Here is a 15,335-nt window from a genome sequence, read left to right as displayed (position 1 = left end):
ATGTTCACCGGAATCGTCGAGGAGCTCGGCGAGGTCGTGGCTCTGGAGTCCCTGGGCGACTCCGCGCGCCTCACGGTGCGCGGCCCGGTCGTCACCGGCGACGCCCGGCACGGCGACTCGATCGCCGTCGACGGCGTGTGCCTCACCGTGGCCGGCGCGGAGGGCGACTCCTTCGCCGCCGACGTGATGAAGGAGACCCTCGCCAGGTCCGCGCTCGGCGCCCTGCGCCCCGGCTCGCGGGTCAACCTGGAGCGCGCCGTACGGGCCGACCAGCGGCTCGGCGGGCACATCGTGCAGGGCCACGTGGACGGGACCGGGGAGGTGCTGTCGCGCGAGCCCGGGGAGCACTGGGAGGTCGTGCGGATCTCGCTGCCCGCCGGTCTCGCCCGCTACGTCGTGGAGAAGGGGTCGATCGCCGTGGACGGGGTCAGCCTGACCGTGGCCGCGGTCAGCGACGACTCCTTCGCGGTCAGCCTGATCCCCACCACCCTGGAGCTCACCACGCTCGGCCGCAAGCAGCCGGGCGAGCCGGTCAACCTGGAGGTGGACGTCATCGCCAAGTACGTCGAGAAGCTGACCGCCGCGACCGCCAAGGAGGTCGCGGCGTGAGCTGGACCGAGGCGGGATTCGACGTGTACGGCCAGCACGTCCTGTGGACCGACCTGGTGGGCAACGTGTGCGCGCTGGGCACGGTCTGGCTCGCGATCAAGAAGACGATCTGGACCTGGCCGGTGCAGCTGCTCGGGTCGGTCCTGCTGTTCGTGGCGTCGGTCGGCGCGCACATCACGGGCAACGCGCTCAAGCAGGCGCTGTTCGGCGTCCTCGCGGTCTACGGCTGGGTGAAGTGGTCGCGCGGCACCCGCGGCGGCGCGGAGCTGCCCATCCGGTCGGCGCGGCCGGGGGAGCGGGCGGCGCTCGTGGGCCTGCTGGTCGCCGGGACGGTGGCGGTCGCGCTCACCTTCACCTTCCTCAACTCCCGGGGCTGGAACATCTCCTGGAACCCCTGGCCCGACGCGTACATCTTCGTGGGCAGCGCGGCGGCGACGTGGGCGCAGGGCAGGGCCCTGGTCGACTTCTGGATCATCTGGGTGGCCGTCGACCTCGTGGGGGTGCCGCTGGCGTTCAGCTCCGGGCTGGTCGTCTCCGGGGTGGTCTACGGGCTGTTCTTCGTGATGGTGATGATCGGTTTCCGTGACTGGCTGCGCCAGTCGCGCACGCTGCGGGCGGTGATCGCGTGAGTGACATCAGGCTGGACCCGATCGAGCGGGCCGTCGCCGACATCCGGGACGGCCGTCCCGTGGTCGTGGTCGACGACGAGAACCGCGAGAACGAGGGCGACCTCATCTTCGCCGCGTCCAAGGCGACGCCCGAGCTGGTCGCCTTCACGATCCGGCACACCAGTGGTGTGATCTGCGTGGGCATGGAGGGCGCCACGCTCGACCGGCTCGGCCTGCCGCTGATGGTGCAGGACAACCGCGAGCGCCTGCGCACGGCGTACACGATCAGCGTGGACGCCAGGGACGGCGTGACGACCGGCATCTCCGCCGCCGACCGGGCCAGGACCATCAGGACCCTGTGCGACTCGGCGACCGAGCCGTACGAGCTGGTGCGGCCGGGGCACATCTTCCCGCTGCGCTACCGCGAGGGCGGCGTGCTGGCGCGTCCCGGCCACACCGAGGCGTCGGTGGACCTCGCCCGGCTGGCCGGGCTGTCCCCGGCCGGCGCGCTCGCCGAGATCGTCAACGACGACGGCACGATGGCGCGCCTGCCGAGGCTGCGCGAGTTCGCCGACGAGCACGACCTCGCGCTCGTGTCGATCGAGCAGCTCGTCGAGCACCGCCGCCGGTCGGAGCCGATGGTCACCCGGGTCGCCGAGACCGGCATCCCGAACCGGTACGGCATGTGGCGCGCGTACGGCTACGCCAGCGCGCTCGACGGCGGCGAGCATCTCGCGCTGGTGTACGGCGACCTCGGCGACGGTGAGAACGTGCTCGTCCGGGCGCACTCCGAGTGCCTCACCGGGGACGTGCTCGGCTCCCTGCGCTGCGACTGCGGGGTGCAGCTCGACACCGCGATGCGCATGATCGCCGAGTGCGGCCGCGGCGTGATCGTGTACCTGCGCGGCCACGAGGGGCGGGGCATCGGGCTGCTGGCCAAGCTGCGGGCCTACGGCCTTCAGGACAACGGCAGCGACACCGTCGACGCCAACCTCGAACTGGGGCTGCCGGTGGACGCCAGGGAGTTCTCCAACGCGGGGCAGATGCTGGCCGACCTCGGCGTGAAGTCGGTGCGGCTGCTGACCAACAACCCCGCCAAGACGCGGGGCATGGACGGGTACGGCGTCAAGGTCCTCGGCCGCGAACCCATGCCGGTGGCGATGAACCCCTACAACGAGCGGTACCTGACGGCCAAGCGGGACCGGCTCGGCCACGAGATCTCCGGCGGCATACCCCGCGACATCCACGGCGAGCACTTCGGCAGGGAGGCCTCATGAGTGAGCGAAGCGAGCGAACAAGCAGGCACGGCGTGGTCCGCGCATGCGGCTCCGAGCCGTCAGGCGAGGAGGGCGCATGAGCGGTGCGGGACGGCCGGACGCGGCGGCGGTGGACGCGGGCGGGCTCACCGTCGGCATCGTCGCGGCCCGGTGGCACGAGAAGATCACCGACCAGCTCCTGGCCCGGGCGGAGCGGGCGGCCGAGGACAGCGGCGCGGCCGTGGTCACGGTCCGGGTGGCCGGGTCGCTGGAGATCCCGGTGGTCGCCCAGGCACTGGCGCGGCGCTGCGACGCCGTCGTCGCGCTCGGCGCGGTGATCCGGGGCGACACGGCCCACTTCGACTACGTCTGCGACTCGGTCACCGCGGGGCTGACCAGGGTCAGCCTCGACGAGTCCACCCCCGTGGGCAACGGGGTGCTGACCTGTGACACCCTTGATCAAGCGGTCGAGCGGTCCGGCGTGCCGGGCAGCAAGGAGGACAAGGGGTACGAGGCGACGATCGCCGCCCTGGAGACCGCGGTCCTCCTGCGCGGCCTCGCCGGCTGACACCCGCGCGATCCTCGCATCCGCAGCGCCGAGCCGGGAAGATGTCACTGGTGATCACGTTCCGTCCGTCCGCCGGGCACGCCGTACGCAGTCCCGAGGGGGATCGTCATGCCTGAGGGCGTGCCGTCGTTGCCGGTCACCTGGCGGCCCCGGAGCACGACGATCATCGCGTACGGCCTGGCGGGGGTGATGGTGGGCGGTGCGATCGTGCTGGCGGTCGGCCTGCCGGAGCAGTTCAAGCTGCCCGACCGGCTGGGCATGGTCGGCTTCGGGCTGCTCGTGGCGTTCGTGCTGCACCTGCTCGGCCGCCTGCGGGTGCGGGCGGACGAGCGGGGGATCACGGTGGTGAACCCGCTGCGGGTCCACCGTTTCGAGTGGGCGGAGGTGCTCGACGTCACGATGGTGGAGGGCGACCCCTGGCCCAAGCTCGACCTCGCGAACGGGCTCAGCCTGGGCGCGATGGGCATCCAGAGCACCGAGCGGGAGCGCTCGCGCCGGGCGGTCGCCCAGCTCACCGCTCTCATCCGGGAACGCGGCGAGGCCCCCGACCACCTCTAGCTCCTGAATGGTCACCGAAATCAGGAAATATCGGCAGCCCTGAAATAATCGACATGGCTCGAATAGCGCCTGCCTCCTAGACTCTGGACGTGGCCGCCAGGCGGGAGTCGCAAGTGGGCAATAAGCCCGATTCGAGCGACGTTGCGAGATCTGCCCTTCCATGGGGTAAAACGCTGCAGGCGCGGCGGCTGGCCGCCGAACTCACCACGAAAGAACTGGCCAAGCGGGCGGGGTGCGATCCGGCGTTCGTCGTCTGGCTGGAAATGCTCCCGGTCCGGCCGGCGAGCGGTCTGGCGGACCGGGTGGAGGCGGTGCTGGATCTGCATCTCGACCCACCGCCCGAGACCCCGCCCGGACCCGGCCCCGAGGGGCTGATCAGCAGGAGGGCCTTCACCGGTTCGCTGAGCGCGATGATCTACTACGCGGCGAGCCGCGGGGACATCGCCGGCGCGGCCCTGCGGCCGCGGCTCGGCCGGGAGATGATCGACGATCTGGACGCGGCCCGGCTCGCCCTGGTGGCGCGCGAGCGCGCCTTCGGCCCGGCCGAGCTGATCGCCTCCGCCGCGGGTTACCTGTCGCTGATACGGCGCCTGCTGCGGGAGGGAGCGCACGGCTCCATGAGCCGCGAGCTGCTCAGGACCGGCGCCCAGTGGGCCGACTTCGCCGGTTGGCTCCATCAGAGCGCCGGCGCTCCGGCCGTCGCCGCGTCCTACGAGGACCTGGCCGTCACCTGGGCGCGGGTCGGCGGCAACGCCCAGCTGGAGGCCTACTTCCTCGGCCGGCGTTCCCAGATCGCCGTCGACGCGGACGACCGGCCCTTCGCTCTGTCGCTGGCGCGGACGACGATCGAGGACGGGCTCCCGCCGACGATGAAGGCGTTCCTGCTGCAGCAGCGGGCGCACGCCTACAGCGGCATGGGAGTGCGGAAGATCGGCCTGCGGCTGCTCGACGAGGCCGACGAACTGGTCGACGGCCCGCGTGCCCAGGATCACTCGGGCGAGAGGAATCTGATCAAGGCGGATTACGTCACGCACGCCTATCTCGCCCTGCAACGCGGAAAGGTCCTGACCGACACCGGGCGTCCCCAAGCCGCCATCGAGGTGCTTGAGGCGGGCATGCGGAAGTGGCCGCGCGATTTCTACCACGAGGGAAGCCTGGTCTCCGCCCGCCTGGCGGTCGCCCATGCCGCTGCCGGCGACATGGAGGAATCCGCCCGCGCGGCTCTGCGGGCCGTTCGCATCGCGAAGGAGACCGGAGCGGGCCGGGCGATGGGGGAGATGGCCCCGATCATTCCGGTTCTCCGCGCTCATCGCCGGAAATCTCGAACAATCGACGAATTCTTCCGGAGTCTGAACAACGTTCCTCCTACCATCTGACGAGGCGAGGCGGCCGCCGGAACAGCCGTACGACTCCTCACACGAATCAGACGTCTCAATAACGGGTGGCCGATGTCGGAATTCTGGTTGGGGCTGCTCGGCGCGGTCATCGGCGGGGTGTTCAGCACGGCCGGTTCGCTGGTGCAGGCACGCGCCACCTACGGAGCGGTCATGCGGCAGGTCGTCGCCCAGCACGAGTTCGATCGCCGGCTCAGGAGGGAGGACGAGATCCGGAGCGCGGCGACCGCCATCCTGCTCGCGCTGTCGAGCATGTCCGCGCGGGCCTTCTCGCTGGCCGAGCAGCGGGCGTCGGCGCACGAGCACACCGCCGGGGCGGCCGGCGATCTCCTGTCCGGCCTCGCGACCGGTGCGAGGGAGACCCGTTCACTGGTGCTCGTGTACGAGGACCTGCTCGACGACGAATCGGTCGAGCGGGTGCTGGAGGCGTGCGCCCTCGCCGCCGACCTGCCGTTCCAGCCCGACTCGCACCTCGGCACGGCGCTGGAGCGGATCGACCTGGCGATGCGCACGCTCAAGGCCGTGAAGCGCGGGGAGGCCGTTCCGCCGGCCTAGTGCCGCCTCACCCTTTCCTCGTTCCACCCGTTGATCACCACGAGAAACCAGGCGGACGCGCCGGAGCGGCGCGTCACCACAGCGGGCGACGCGCCATCCGCCGTCCGGGTGAGGACGGTGCCCCGGCGGGCCTCAGGCGGTCAGCCGTACGGGCGTGGGGGTGTCGTGCAGGCCGCGGCGGCGCAGTTCGGGCAGCACGCCCTCCCCGAACCAGTAGGCCTCCTCCAGGTGCGGGTAGCCGGACAGGACGAACTCCTCCACGCCGAGCGAGGCGTACTCCTCGACGAGGTCGGCGACCTCCGCGTGGCTGCCGACGAGAGCCGTGCCGGCGCCGCCGCGCACCAGGCCGACCCCCGCCCACAGGCCGGGGTGGATCTCCAGGTCCCTGACCCTGCCGCCCCGGAAGCCCTCGTGGAGCGCGAGCATCCGCTGCTGCCCGACCGACTCGCTGCGGCCGAGGACGGCGCGCGCCGCGTCGATGTCCTCGGGGGAGATCTGGTCGAGCAGCCGCTTCGCCTCCGCCCACGCCTCCTTGGACGTGTCCCTCGCGATCACGTGCAGACGGATGCCGAAGCGCAGCGTACGGCCCTCGGCGGCGGCCAGTTCGCGCATCCGGTCGAGCTTGGCCGCGACCTGCGACGGCGGCTCGCCCCAGGTGAGGTAGACGTCCACGTGCCGGGCCGCGACCGGGCCGGCGGCGGCCGACGAGCCGCCGAAGTACAGCTCGGGCACGGGGTCGGGCCGCTCGGCGACCGTCGCGCCCTCGACGTCGTAGTAGTGGCCGGTGAAGTCGAACGGCCCGTCCCAGGCGCCGCGGACGATCGTCAGGAACTCCGCGGTCCGGGCGTACCGCTCGTCCTTGGCCAGATGGTCGCCGAAGCGCCGCTGCTCGGCGGTCTCACCTCCGGTGACCACGTTGAGCAGCAGTCGCCCGCCGGAGATCCGCTGGTAGGTGGCGGCCATCTGGGCGGCCAGCGTGGGCGACAGCGCACCGGGACGGAACGCGACCAGGAACTTCAGCCGCGTCGTGACCTGGGTCAGCGCGGCGGTGACCAGCCACGCGTCCTCGCAGTAGGTCCCGGTCGGGGTGAGCACGGCCTCGAATCCCGCCTGCTCGGCCGCGCGGGCCACCTGGGCGAGATAGTCGATCGAGGGCGGGCGGCGGACGGCCGCCGCGGACAGGCCGTGACTGCGCGTCAGGCCGTGCCCGCCGCCGACGATCGCCCGGCCGTCGCCGGATGTGGGCAGGAACCAGTGGAATCTCATCGCGCGGCCTTTCCGACGACCTCGTTGAATCGGTCGTCAACGAACTGGGAGAACGTGACCGTGCCGGGGATCAGGCCCTCGGCGCCGAAGGCGTCGGCGATCTCCTGCTCCGAGGAGACGACCGAGTCGTCGATCTCGACCGGGGTGGCCACGGCGTTGGCGACGGCGGCGTTCGCCACCTCGGAGGGCAGGCCGGTCTCCTGCGCCCAGACCTTCGCCCACTCGTCCAGGTGGGCGGCGGCCCAGACCCGGGCCTTGGCCAGGCGGGTGAGGAAGTCGGCGATCGCGGCCCGCTTGCCCGTGTCCTCGATCGCGGCCGGGGCGGCGACCTGGAAGCCCAGGCCGTTCACGATGCCCGCGCCGTCGACCAGCAGCCGCGCCCCGTGCTGGATCTTCGCCTGGGAGGAGAAGGGGTCCCAGATGGCCCAGGCGTCGACCGTGCCGGAGGAGAACGCCGCCAGGGCGTCGGCCGGCTGGAGATACTGCGGCTGGATGTCCTTGAAGGACAGCCCGGCCTTCTTCAGCACGGCGAGCAGGTGGTAGTGGGCCGAGCTGCCCTTGGCCACCGCGATCTTCCTGCCCTTGAGCTGCGCCGTCGAGGTGATGGCGGACCCGCCGGGGACGAGGATCGCCGACCCCTTGGCGCTCTGCCGGTAGGCCGAGACGACCTTGATCTTCGATCCGGAGGCGGCGGCGAAGACGGGCGGGGTGTTGCCCACGCCGCCGATGTCGACCGCGCCGGCGTTCACGGCCTCCAGCAGCGGTGGGCCGGAGGTGAACTGCGACCACGCGATCGTGTAGGAGGTGCCGCCGAGCAGCCCGGCGGCCTTGAGGATGGCCTCGGAGCCGGCCTTCTGGTCGCCGACCCGCAGCGTGACGCGTCCCTGGGCCTCGCCCGGCTTTCCGGCGGCGGCGTCCTGCCCGGCCGGGGCGCAGGCCGCCGTGCCGGCCGTCAGGGCGATCAGCAGTACGGCGAGGAGTCTCCTGGTCATTCCGTTCCTTCCGGGGGCACGCCCAGGGCCGCCAGCAGGGCCGCGCGCAGGGCGAGGAGGTCGTGGTGGTCGCGGTGCCGGGGGCGCGGCGCGGTGACGGTCCAGGAGTGGGCGACCCGCCCGCCGTCGAGCACCAGGACCCGGTCGGCGAGCGCCAGGGCCTCGTCCACGTCGTGGGTCACCAGCAGTACGGCCGGGCCGTGCGCCGCCCACAGGTCGAGCACGAGGCGGTGCACGGTGATCCGGGTCAGCGCGTCGAGCGCGCTGAACGGCTCGTCGAGCAGCAGGAGGCGGGGCTCGCGGACGAGGGCCCGGGCGAGGCTCGCCCGCTGCGCCTCGCCGCCGGAGAGCGTCAGCGGCCACGCCCCGGCACGCTCGGTCAGGCCGACCTCCGCGAGCGCGGCGTCCGCCCTGGCGGCGGGGCCGGGCGCGTCCAGGCCGAGCGTGAGGTTGTCGCGCACCCGCTTCCACGGCACCAGCCGGGGCTCCTGGAAGGCCACGGCCACCGAGCCGTCGACCTCGATGTCACCCTCGACCTCGTCGTCCAGCCCGGCGAGCGCGCGCAGCAGGGTGGACTTGCCCGAGCCGCTGCGGCCGAGCAGTGCGACGAACTCGCCGGGCGCGATCGTCAGGTCGAGGCCGTCCAGCACCGCGCGGTCGCCGAAGCGCCGGGTGAGGCGCCGTACCGAGGCCGCCGGTGCCTCGCCGGGACGGCCCGAACCGCCGGCGGGGGCCACGTCACTCAGCGGGACAGGAACTCGCGCCGCCATCCGAGCGCCCTCCTTTCGAGGAGCCGGACCAGGGCGTCGGTGAGCAGCCCGAGCGCGCTGTAGACCAGCAGGCCGACCACGATCACGTCGGTGCGGAGGAACTCCCGCGCGTCGTTGATCATGTAGCCGAGCCCGGCGTCCGCGTTGATCTGCTCGGCCACGATCAGCGCCAGCCAGGCCACGCCGAGGCTCTGGCGCAGCCCGACGAGGGTCTGGGGCAGCGCGCCGGGGAGCACGATGTGCCGCACCAGTGCGGCCCTGCCGAGCCGGAGCGTACGGGCGAGTTCGGCGAGCTTGCCGTCCACGCCCCTGATGCCGGAGAACGTGTTGAGGTAGAGGGGGAAGGAGACGGCGAGCGCGACCAGCAGCACCTTGGGCGTCTCACCGATGCCGAACCAGAGGATGAACAGCGGGATCAGCCCGAAGAACGGCAGCGCCCGGAGCATCTGCATGATCGGGTCGACCGCGTTCTCACCGGCCCGGCTCAGCCCGGCCACCAGCGCCAGGACGATGCCGGCCGCCGCTCCCGCCGCGAAGCCGAGCAGGACGCGTTCGAGCGACACCGCGATCGCCGTGGGCAGCGTGCCGGACCGCACCAGGTCGAGCGCGGTCGCCGCGATCTGCGACGGCGCGGCGAGTAATCGGGCGGGCAGCAGCCCGCTGCCGCTCGCGGCCTGCCACACCAGCACGACGGCCACGGGGCTCACCCACCGGTACGACCGCCTCCCGGCGGACCGGACCGCGGCGCCTACGGCGGCGGCGCGGACGGCAGGGGCGCCGCCGGCGTGTGGGGCGGTGCCGGTTTCGATTCCGGCGACGGACATGGACACACCTCGCAGGGACGACGGAAGATTCCCCACAAGGGTTGTCCATATTTCCTACCAAGTCAATAGGTTATGTCTCTCCGCCGACGGCCGACGGGACCCGGGCACCCGGTCACGAGGCTCCGGGGACGGTGACCTTCCGCTCCTTGAACGGGAAACCGGTCCTCGCGGCGTCGCTCTGCAGGCCGCTCAGCGAGGCCTGGCCGGCGTTCAGGTCGGCCTCCGTCGCGGTGCCGCTCTTGAGTCTGTCGGTCAGGGCCCTGACCTTGGTGCCGACGCCCTCGACGGCCTTGCAGAGCGTCGGGTTGGCCACGGCGAACCCCTTGGCGACCTTCAGTTCGTGCAGGGCGAACAGTCCCGCCACCGCCGCCTTCGCGAACGTCCGCTTGCGCTTCTCCGCTCCCTGCTGGAAGCCGCCGCTGCGCAGCGGTTTGTAGATGTAGCGGTGGAAGGCGCCGAGGGCGAGGCCCGCGTGCAGCGCGAAGCGCGTCTTGGCGAACCGCCTGGCGTTGCCGCCCGACGGGCACGGCGAGTTGTACTCGCTCTCCGTCGCGGTCGGCGTGGCGGCCACCGCCGGACCGGCGACGGCCGCCTCTTCGGACACCGCCCTGGTGGTCGTGCCTCCGCAGCCGGTGAGCAGCGCCAGCGTCAGTGTGACCGCGGCGGTGAGCGCGGCAAGGGATCGGGCATGTCGTGCGGCCATCGTTTCCCCCTGGTGACCCTGTGGTTCCGCGGCTGTGGCTTCGGATCCGGGCCCGCCGCGGGCACGTTCTGGACGAGGTTGCCGCCCAGATGCCGACTATTCAGGCTTTTGCCGTATCCGGAGAATTCCATCACGATGGTCGTCCACGCATTTGGCGGTCGCCGTTCCGGGAGAACGTAGATCCCGTGCCCGGAGAATGCCGGAAAACGCCCATCGAGGATCGATCCAAACGGCCTCCGGCCGCTCCACGTCGATTGGGAGATAGGGAATCGCAATTGATTCATCCCGGATCATGTCGCCTGTCGGCCGATGGTCTGGACGCATTCCGGAACCGGTCCGGACTATGGAAGAGGAACACCCGAACCCACGTGTGACGTGATCGGAGAGGAGAACGGCCATGCGAGGAAGGCGACTCGGCATGACCATCGGCTCGGCGCTGCTCACGACGGTCGCGCTCTGGCCGGCGGCGGGATCCCCGGTGCGGGCGTCCACGATCTCCGGCGGCGTCGCCGTCTCGCAGGCGGCTCCCGGCGCGTCCGTCGCGAAACCGAAGCCGCCCAAGTGCTCTTATCGCTGCACGAACCATCGCAAGTACAAGTGCTGTCCGAAATGCAAGCGCGTGAAGGGCAAGTGCTAGCCGCCGATAAGCCGAGTCGCGGGGCCGCCAGGGTGGTGTGCCGGGTGCGCCGATCGCCGGCCGCCACCGCGGCGAGGACTCGTCGAGAGGGGCGCCGCCGTCAGGAGGCGGCGGCGCGAACCACGTGCTGTGCCGCGGCTGGTCGAGCCGGCGCACCGGATCTCCCGGCCGGTGGGCGGCCCGCGCCGTCGGCCTATGCTGATCGGCGACGACGGGAGAGCGCATGGCGGTGCTGATCGACCGGCCGAACTGGCCGGGTCCCCGAGGGCTGCTCTGGTCCCATCTGGTCAGCGACTCGTCACTGCGGGAACTGCACGAGTTCGCCCGCCTGCTCGATATGCCGGAACGCGCCTTCGACCGGGACCACTACGACGTGCCGGAGACGGTCTACGACCGGGCCGTCCTCCTGGGCGCCGAGCCGGTCGGGAGCCAGGAGCTGGTGCGGCGGTTGCGCGCGTCCGGCCTGCGCCTCCCGAAGACGCGAAACAGATCTACTTTGTAAAGGCGCGCTCTTCCAGATCGGCGAGTTCACGGGTCATGTTCTCGCGGGCGCGGTCCTCCCACAGGTCCCGGCCGACGGGAGTGCCGAACAGGCGGGGCTTGCCGAGCAGCGCCCGCAGCACCGCGGCGCGGCCGGCCCGGAAGGCGTCGCCGGGCACGTGCCGGTACTCCTCGCGCACGGCCCTCGTGTACGCCTCGTACGTCTCGGGCGGCGCTCCGAGGATCGCGAGGTCGGCGTCGCACAGGACGGCCGCGTTCGCGTCCCCGGGCTCGTACGTGTGGCCCGCCGTGAGCCGCACCAGCCGGGCGACCTCGGCGACCCGCGCCGGGGGCAGACCGCAGGCGGGCAGCCGGGACTGGGCGAGCTGGGCGCTGCGCTCCTCGTCCCGGCCGGGCCGCCCGTCGTAGACGGCGTCGTGGAACCACGCGGCCAGCCGTACGGCGTCGGCGTCCGCGGCCTGGGGGGCCAGCGGCTCGACCGCGGCCAGGACCGCCCGCAGGTGAGCCGTCGTGTGGTAGCGGCGGTGTGGCTCCGCCCATCGGGCGGCGAGTTCGGCGGCGAGCGCCCGCCCGGCGGGGGAGCCGGCGAGGCAGGCGGGCCGGGGCAGGCTCGGGTCGTCGGTCATGCTCCGACCCTAAGGAGTGTCGGGCGACGCGACAGCCTGGACTCGTCGCCGATCGGCCACCGGACGCCGACCGGCCTGAGGGGGACCGGCAGGAGACCCGGGCGCCTGCCTCGCCCGCCGGTCCGGTGACCGCGTGGGGGAGCGCTGTGGGATTGTGCCAAGGTGGCGTCTCCGGGTCGCCCGGCTTTGGCGGATTCGGCCAGAGCGGGGCGGAACGGCCTGCGCGTAGCCTGTCCGTGTGCTGCGGCGGACCACCACCATCTCCGACATCGACTCGCCGGCGGGGCTGGCGGAGCTGCTCGACCACCACGACTACCTGCCCGACGAAGGGCTCACGACGGCGGCCTATCTCGCGCTCAAGATGGGGCGGCCGCTGTTCCTGGAGGGCGAGGCGGGCGTCGGCAAGACCGAGCTGGCCAAGACGCTGGCGGCGATCCTCGGCGCGCCGCTCATCAGGCTGCAGTGCCACGAGGGCCTGGACGCGGCCCAGGCCATGTACGACTGGGACTTCCCCCGCCAGCTTCTCCACCTCAAGGCGGCCGAGGCGGCGGGGAGCGCCGACGTGGCCGCGCTGGAGGGCGAGATCTACGACCGGCGGTTCCTGATCGCCCGGCCGCTGCTGCGGGCCCTGGAGACGCAGCCCAGCGTGCTGCTGGTGGACGAGATCGACCGGGCGGACGACGAGTTCGAGGCGTTCCTGCTGGAGGTGCTGTCGGACTTCACGATCTCGGTGCCGGAGATCGGGACGATCAGCGCACCGACCCCGCCCGTCGTCGTCCTGACCTCGAACCGGACCCGCGAGGTGCACGACGCGCTCAAACGGCGCTGCCTCTACCACTGGCTTGAGCACCCGGGTTTCGACCGGGAGGTGGCCATCGTTCGGCGCCGCCTGCCCGGCTGCGCCGAACGGCTCGCGGCGGACGTGGCGCGGGCCGCCGGGCGGATGCGCGCGGCCGGCCTGCTCAAGCCGCCCGGCGTCGCGGAGACGCTCGACTGGGCGGAGGCCCTGCTCACGCTCGGCGCGGCGGAGCTCGACCCGGCCCTGGCCGCCGCCACGCTCGGCGCCCTGCTCAAGCACCGTGAGGACCAGGAGACGGTGCGCGCGGGAGGGCTGCTCCACGCGGACGGCGGACGTGACTGACCCCGGCGCCCGCCGCCCCGCCGAGCGCACGCCCGGACCGCGGAGTTCCGAAGCGCGGACTTCCGAATCGCGGGGGGCCGGACCACGGCGGGCGGGTGACGCCGAGCGGATCACGGGCGGGCTGGTCGGATTCGCCCGTACGCTGCGGGCGGCCGGAGTGCCGGCCGACCCCCAGCGCACGCAGAACTTCCTGGCGGCCCTCGCCCACCTCGACGCCGCCGTGGCACGGGACGTCTACTGGGCGGGCCGCCTCACCCTGTGCGCGGGCCCCGACGACCTGCCCCGGTACGACCGCTGCTTCGCCGCCTACTTCTCCGCCTCCCTCCGGCCGGCCCGCCGCGTCCGCGGAACGGCCGTCTCCGTGACCCGGCCGGTGGCGGCGCCGTACGGCACCGGCGACCCGCGGACCACCGGCGAGCCGGGGGCGCCGCCGGCCACGGCGAGTGAGATCGAGGTGCTGCGGCACCGGGACGTGGCGCGGATGAGCGAGGCGGAGCGGCGGGAGGTCCACCGCCTGCTCGCGCTGCTGCGCGGCACGAGACAGACGCGCAGGTCGCGGCGGTACCGTCCGTCGTCCAACGGTCCGGCGTACGACAGACGGCGCACGATCAGGGAGATCCTGCGCGACGGCGGGGAGCCGGCCAGGCCGCGCCGCCGCGCCCGCCGGCGTCGGCCGCACCGGGTCGTCCTGGTCGTCGACGTCAGCGGTTCGATGGCCGCCTACGCCGACACCCTGCTGCGGTTCGCGCACGCGATGGTGCGGGCGGAGCCCCGGGCGACCGAGGTGTTCAGCGCGGGGACGCGCCTGACGAGGATCACCGGCGCGCTGCGCCACCACGATCCCGGCCTCGCCATGGACGAGTGCTCGGCCGCCATCCCGGACTGGAGCGGCGGCACCAGGCTGGGCGAGGAGGTGCGGGCCCTGCTGCGGCTGCCCGACCCCCGGGGGGCGATCGTCGTGATCGCCTCCGACGGCTGGGAACGCGGACCGGCCGACCTCCTCGGCGCGCAGATGGCCCGGCTTTCGCGGCTCGCCCGCCGGGTGGTGTGGGTCAACCCGCACAAGGGCGACCCCGCCTACCGTCCGCTGACCGCGGGCATCCGCGCGGCGCTGCCGTACGTCACGGACTTCCTGGCCGGGCACAGCCTGGCCGCGTTCGAGGACCTGGCCGCGCTGCTGGCCGGCCGGCGCGCGGATCCGCGCGAGGCCGTAGGGAGGGGAGGGGCCGATGCGTGATCTGCTCGACCAGGTGCTGGAGTGGTGGGAGTCGGGGCGGCGGTTCGGGCTCGCCACCGTCGTCGGCACGTTCCGCAGCGCGCCGCGCCCGCCGGGGGCGGCGATGGCCGTGCTCGACTGCGAGGCGGTCGGCAGCGTGTCGGGCGGCTGCGTCGAGGGGGCGGTGTACGAGCTCGCCACCCGGGTCGCCGAGGACGGGACGCCGGTGCTTGAGCGGTACGGCGTGAGCGACGACGACGCGTTCGCGGTCGGGCTGACCTGCGGCGGGATCATCGACGTGTTCGTGGAGCCGGTGTCGCGGCGCGACTACCCGGAGCTGGGGGAGATCGCCGCGGCCGTCGCGACGCGGCGGCCGGTCGCGGTGGCCACGATCATCGGCGGTCCCGGCCGGGTGGGCGCCCGCCGCGTGGTGTGGCCGGACCGGGCGACGGGCTCGCTCGGCTCCGCCCGGCTCGACGACGCGGTGGACGACGACGCGCGCGGCATGCTGGCGCAGGGCCTGACGGGCGTGCGGCGGTACGGCCCGGACGGCGAGCGGCGGCTGGACGACCTGCCGGTGTTCGTGCTCTCCTTCGCGCCGCCGCCGCGCATGCTGGTCTTCGGCGCCATCGACTTCGCCGCGGCCGTCGCGCGGATCGGCCGCTTCCTCGGCTACCACGTGGTGGTGTGCGACGCGCGGCCGGTCTTCGCGACCGCCAAGCGGTTCCCCGAGGCCGACGAGGTCGTGGTGGCCTGGCCGCACGACTACCTGACCACCACCGAGGTCGACGGGCGCACCGTGATCTGCGTGCTCACCCACGACCCTAAGTTCGACGTGCCGCTGCTGGAGGCGGCGCTGCGCACCCCGGCGGCGTACGTGGGGGCGATGGGGTCGCGGCGCACCCACGAGGACCGGCTGGCGCGGCTGCGCGAGGCCGGGCTGTCGGAGGAGGAACTGTCCCGGCTGCGCTCGCCCATCGGGCTCGATCTCGGGGCGCGCACGCCCGAGGAGACCGCCGTGTCGATCGCGGCGGAGCTGATCCGGCTCCGCTGGGGCGGCAGCGGCAGGCCGCTCACCGAGACCTCCGGTCGCATCCACGGCGAGCGGTGA

At 73.0% G+C, this 15,335-nt stretch carries 18 protein-coding genes; 12 read left to right on the top strand and 6 right to left on the bottom strand.

Annotated features, from left to right (window positions below):
• The 7 genes from HHX40_RS01160 (at window position 1) to HHX40_RS01130 (ending at window position 5,548) form a co-directional block, all read left to right on the top strand.
• Entirely contained in the window at window positions 1–609 is a 609-nt protein-coding gene (locus HHX40_RS01160) for a riboflavin synthase (RefSeq protein WP_182879090.1), read from the top strand.
• Window positions 606–1,238 (top strand): nicotinamide mononucleotide transporter family protein, encoded by a 633-nt coding sequence (locus HHX40_RS01155; protein WP_117409773.1) that lies wholly within the window; start codon window positions 606–608, stop codon window positions 1,236–1,238. The genes HHX40_RS01160 and HHX40_RS01155 overlap by 4 nt, the downstream gene beginning before the upstream one ends.
• Window positions 1,235–2,494, top strand: coding sequence for a bifunctional 3,4-dihydroxy-2-butanone-4-phosphate synthase/GTP cyclohydrolase II (locus tag HHX40_RS01150; protein WP_138462813.1), 1,260 nt, complete (start codon window positions 1,235–1,237; stop codon window positions 2,492–2,494). The genes HHX40_RS01155 and HHX40_RS01150 overlap by 4 nt, the downstream gene beginning before the upstream one ends.
• Before the next feature lie 76 nt (window positions 2,495–2,570).
• Window positions 2,571–3,041 (top strand): 6,7-dimethyl-8-ribityllumazine synthase, encoded by a 471-nt coding sequence (gene ribH, locus HHX40_RS01145; RefSeq protein WP_182879089.1) that lies wholly within the window; start codon window positions 2,571–2,573, stop codon window positions 3,039–3,041.
• A 108-nt stretch (window positions 3,042–3,149) separates the two neighbouring features.
• Entirely contained in the window at window positions 3,150–3,599 is a 450-nt protein-coding gene (locus HHX40_RS01140; protein ID WP_138462811.1) for a PH domain-containing protein, read from the top strand.
• 113 nt (window positions 3,600–3,712) lie between these two features.
• Complete coding sequence (locus HHX40_RS01135) at window positions 3,713–4,975, top strand: helix-turn-helix domain-containing protein (protein WP_182879088.1); 1,263 nt, start codon at window positions 3,713–3,715, stop codon at window positions 4,973–4,975.
• A gap of 72 nt (window positions 4,976–5,047) precedes the next feature.
• Window positions 5,048–5,548, top strand: coding sequence for a hypothetical protein (locus HHX40_RS01130; RefSeq protein WP_182879087.1), 501 nt, complete (start codon window positions 5,048–5,050; stop codon window positions 5,546–5,548).
• Window positions 5,549–5,680: 132 nt separating this feature from the next.
• On the opposite strand, the gene HHX40_RS01125 is transcribed toward HHX40_RS01130, so the two are convergent.
• The 5 genes from HHX40_RS01125 to HHX40_RS01105 form a co-directional block, all read right to left on the bottom strand.
• Window positions 5,681–6,814 (bottom strand): LLM class flavin-dependent oxidoreductase, encoded by a 1,134-nt coding sequence (locus tag HHX40_RS01125; protein ID WP_182879086.1) that lies wholly within the window; start codon window positions 6,812–6,814, stop codon window positions 5,681–5,683.
• Window positions 6,811–7,806 (bottom strand): ABC transporter substrate-binding protein, encoded by a 996-nt coding sequence (locus HHX40_RS01120; RefSeq protein ID WP_182879085.1) that lies wholly within the window; start codon window positions 7,804–7,806, stop codon window positions 6,811–6,813. The genes HHX40_RS01125 and HHX40_RS01120 overlap by 4 nt, the downstream gene beginning before the upstream one ends.
• Complete coding sequence (locus tag HHX40_RS01115; RefSeq protein WP_182879084.1) at window positions 7,803–8,576, bottom strand: ABC transporter ATP-binding protein; 774 nt, start codon at window positions 8,574–8,576, stop codon at window positions 7,803–7,805. The genes HHX40_RS01120 and HHX40_RS01115 overlap by 4 nt, the downstream gene beginning before the upstream one ends.
• Window positions 8,549–9,400 (bottom strand): ABC transporter permease, encoded by an 852-nt coding sequence (locus HHX40_RS01110; RefSeq protein WP_138462807.1) that lies wholly within the window; start codon window positions 9,398–9,400, stop codon window positions 8,549–8,551. Before HHX40_RS01110 ends, HHX40_RS01115 begins: the two co-directional genes overlap by 28 nt.
• A 112-nt stretch (window positions 9,401–9,512) precedes the next feature.
• Window positions 9,513–10,103: a hypothetical protein gene (locus tag HHX40_RS01105; RefSeq protein ID WP_182879083.1), complete on the bottom strand. Its 591-nt coding sequence runs from the start codon at window positions 10,101–10,103 to the stop codon at window positions 9,513–9,515.
• A 397-nt stretch (window positions 10,104–10,500) separates the two neighbouring features.
• Here HHX40_RS01105 and HHX40_RS01100 point away from each other — a divergent pair, with 397 nt between their 5' ends.
• Together HHX40_RS01100 and HHX40_RS01095 are read left to right on the top strand one after the other, a co-directional pair.
• Complete coding sequence (locus HHX40_RS01100) at window positions 10,501–10,740, top strand: hypothetical protein (RefSeq protein WP_182875723.1); 240 nt, start codon at window positions 10,501–10,503, stop codon at window positions 10,738–10,740.
• A 223-nt stretch (window positions 10,741–10,963) separates the two neighbouring features.
• The gene (locus HHX40_RS01095; RefSeq protein ID WP_182879082.1) at window positions 10,964–11,242 is read left to right on the top strand and encodes a DUF4031 domain-containing protein; all 279 of its coding nucleotides are present in this window, start codon (window positions 10,964–10,966) and stop codon (window positions 11,240–11,242) included.
• Here HHX40_RS01095 and HHX40_RS01090 read toward each other — a convergent pair.
• The gene (locus HHX40_RS01090) at window positions 11,232–11,867 is read right to left on the bottom strand and encodes a metal-dependent phosphohydrolase (RefSeq protein ID WP_182879081.1); all 636 of its coding nucleotides are present in this window, start codon (window positions 11,865–11,867) and stop codon (window positions 11,232–11,234) included. The two genes, HHX40_RS01095 and HHX40_RS01090, sit on opposite strands and share 11 nt — an antisense overlap.
• Window positions 11,868–12,105: 238 nt before the next feature.
• Between HHX40_RS01090 and HHX40_RS01085 the strand changes: the two genes are divergently transcribed.
• Genes HHX40_RS01085 through HHX40_RS01075 form a run of 3 tightly spaced genes read left to right on the top strand, consistent with a single transcriptional unit; the run spans window position 12,106 to window position 15,335 of the window.
• The gene (locus HHX40_RS01085) at window positions 12,106–13,008 is read left to right on the top strand and encodes an AAA family ATPase (RefSeq protein ID WP_117409759.1); all 903 of its coding nucleotides are present in this window, start codon (window positions 12,106–12,108) and stop codon (window positions 13,006–13,008) included.
• Window positions 13,001–14,245, top strand: coding sequence for a vWA domain-containing protein (locus tag HHX40_RS01080; protein WP_310737889.1), 1,245 nt, complete (start codon window positions 13,001–13,003; stop codon window positions 14,243–14,245). Before HHX40_RS01085 ends, HHX40_RS01080 begins: the two co-directional genes overlap by 8 nt.
• Window positions 14,238–15,335: an XdhC family protein gene (locus HHX40_RS01075; RefSeq protein WP_182879080.1), complete on the top strand. Its 1,098-nt coding sequence runs from the start codon at window positions 14,238–14,240 to the stop codon at window positions 15,333–15,335. The genes HHX40_RS01080 and HHX40_RS01075 overlap by 8 nt, the downstream gene beginning before the upstream one ends.

It is taken from the genome of Microbispora sp. H10949, assembly GCF_014161435.1.
GTDB classification, from domain to species: Bacteria; Actinomycetota; Actinomycetes; order Streptosporangiales; family Streptosporangiaceae; genus Microbispora; species Microbispora triticiradicis.
Note: the sequence above shows the minus strand (reverse complement) of the source record. Positions and strands in the feature narration are given on the sequence as shown.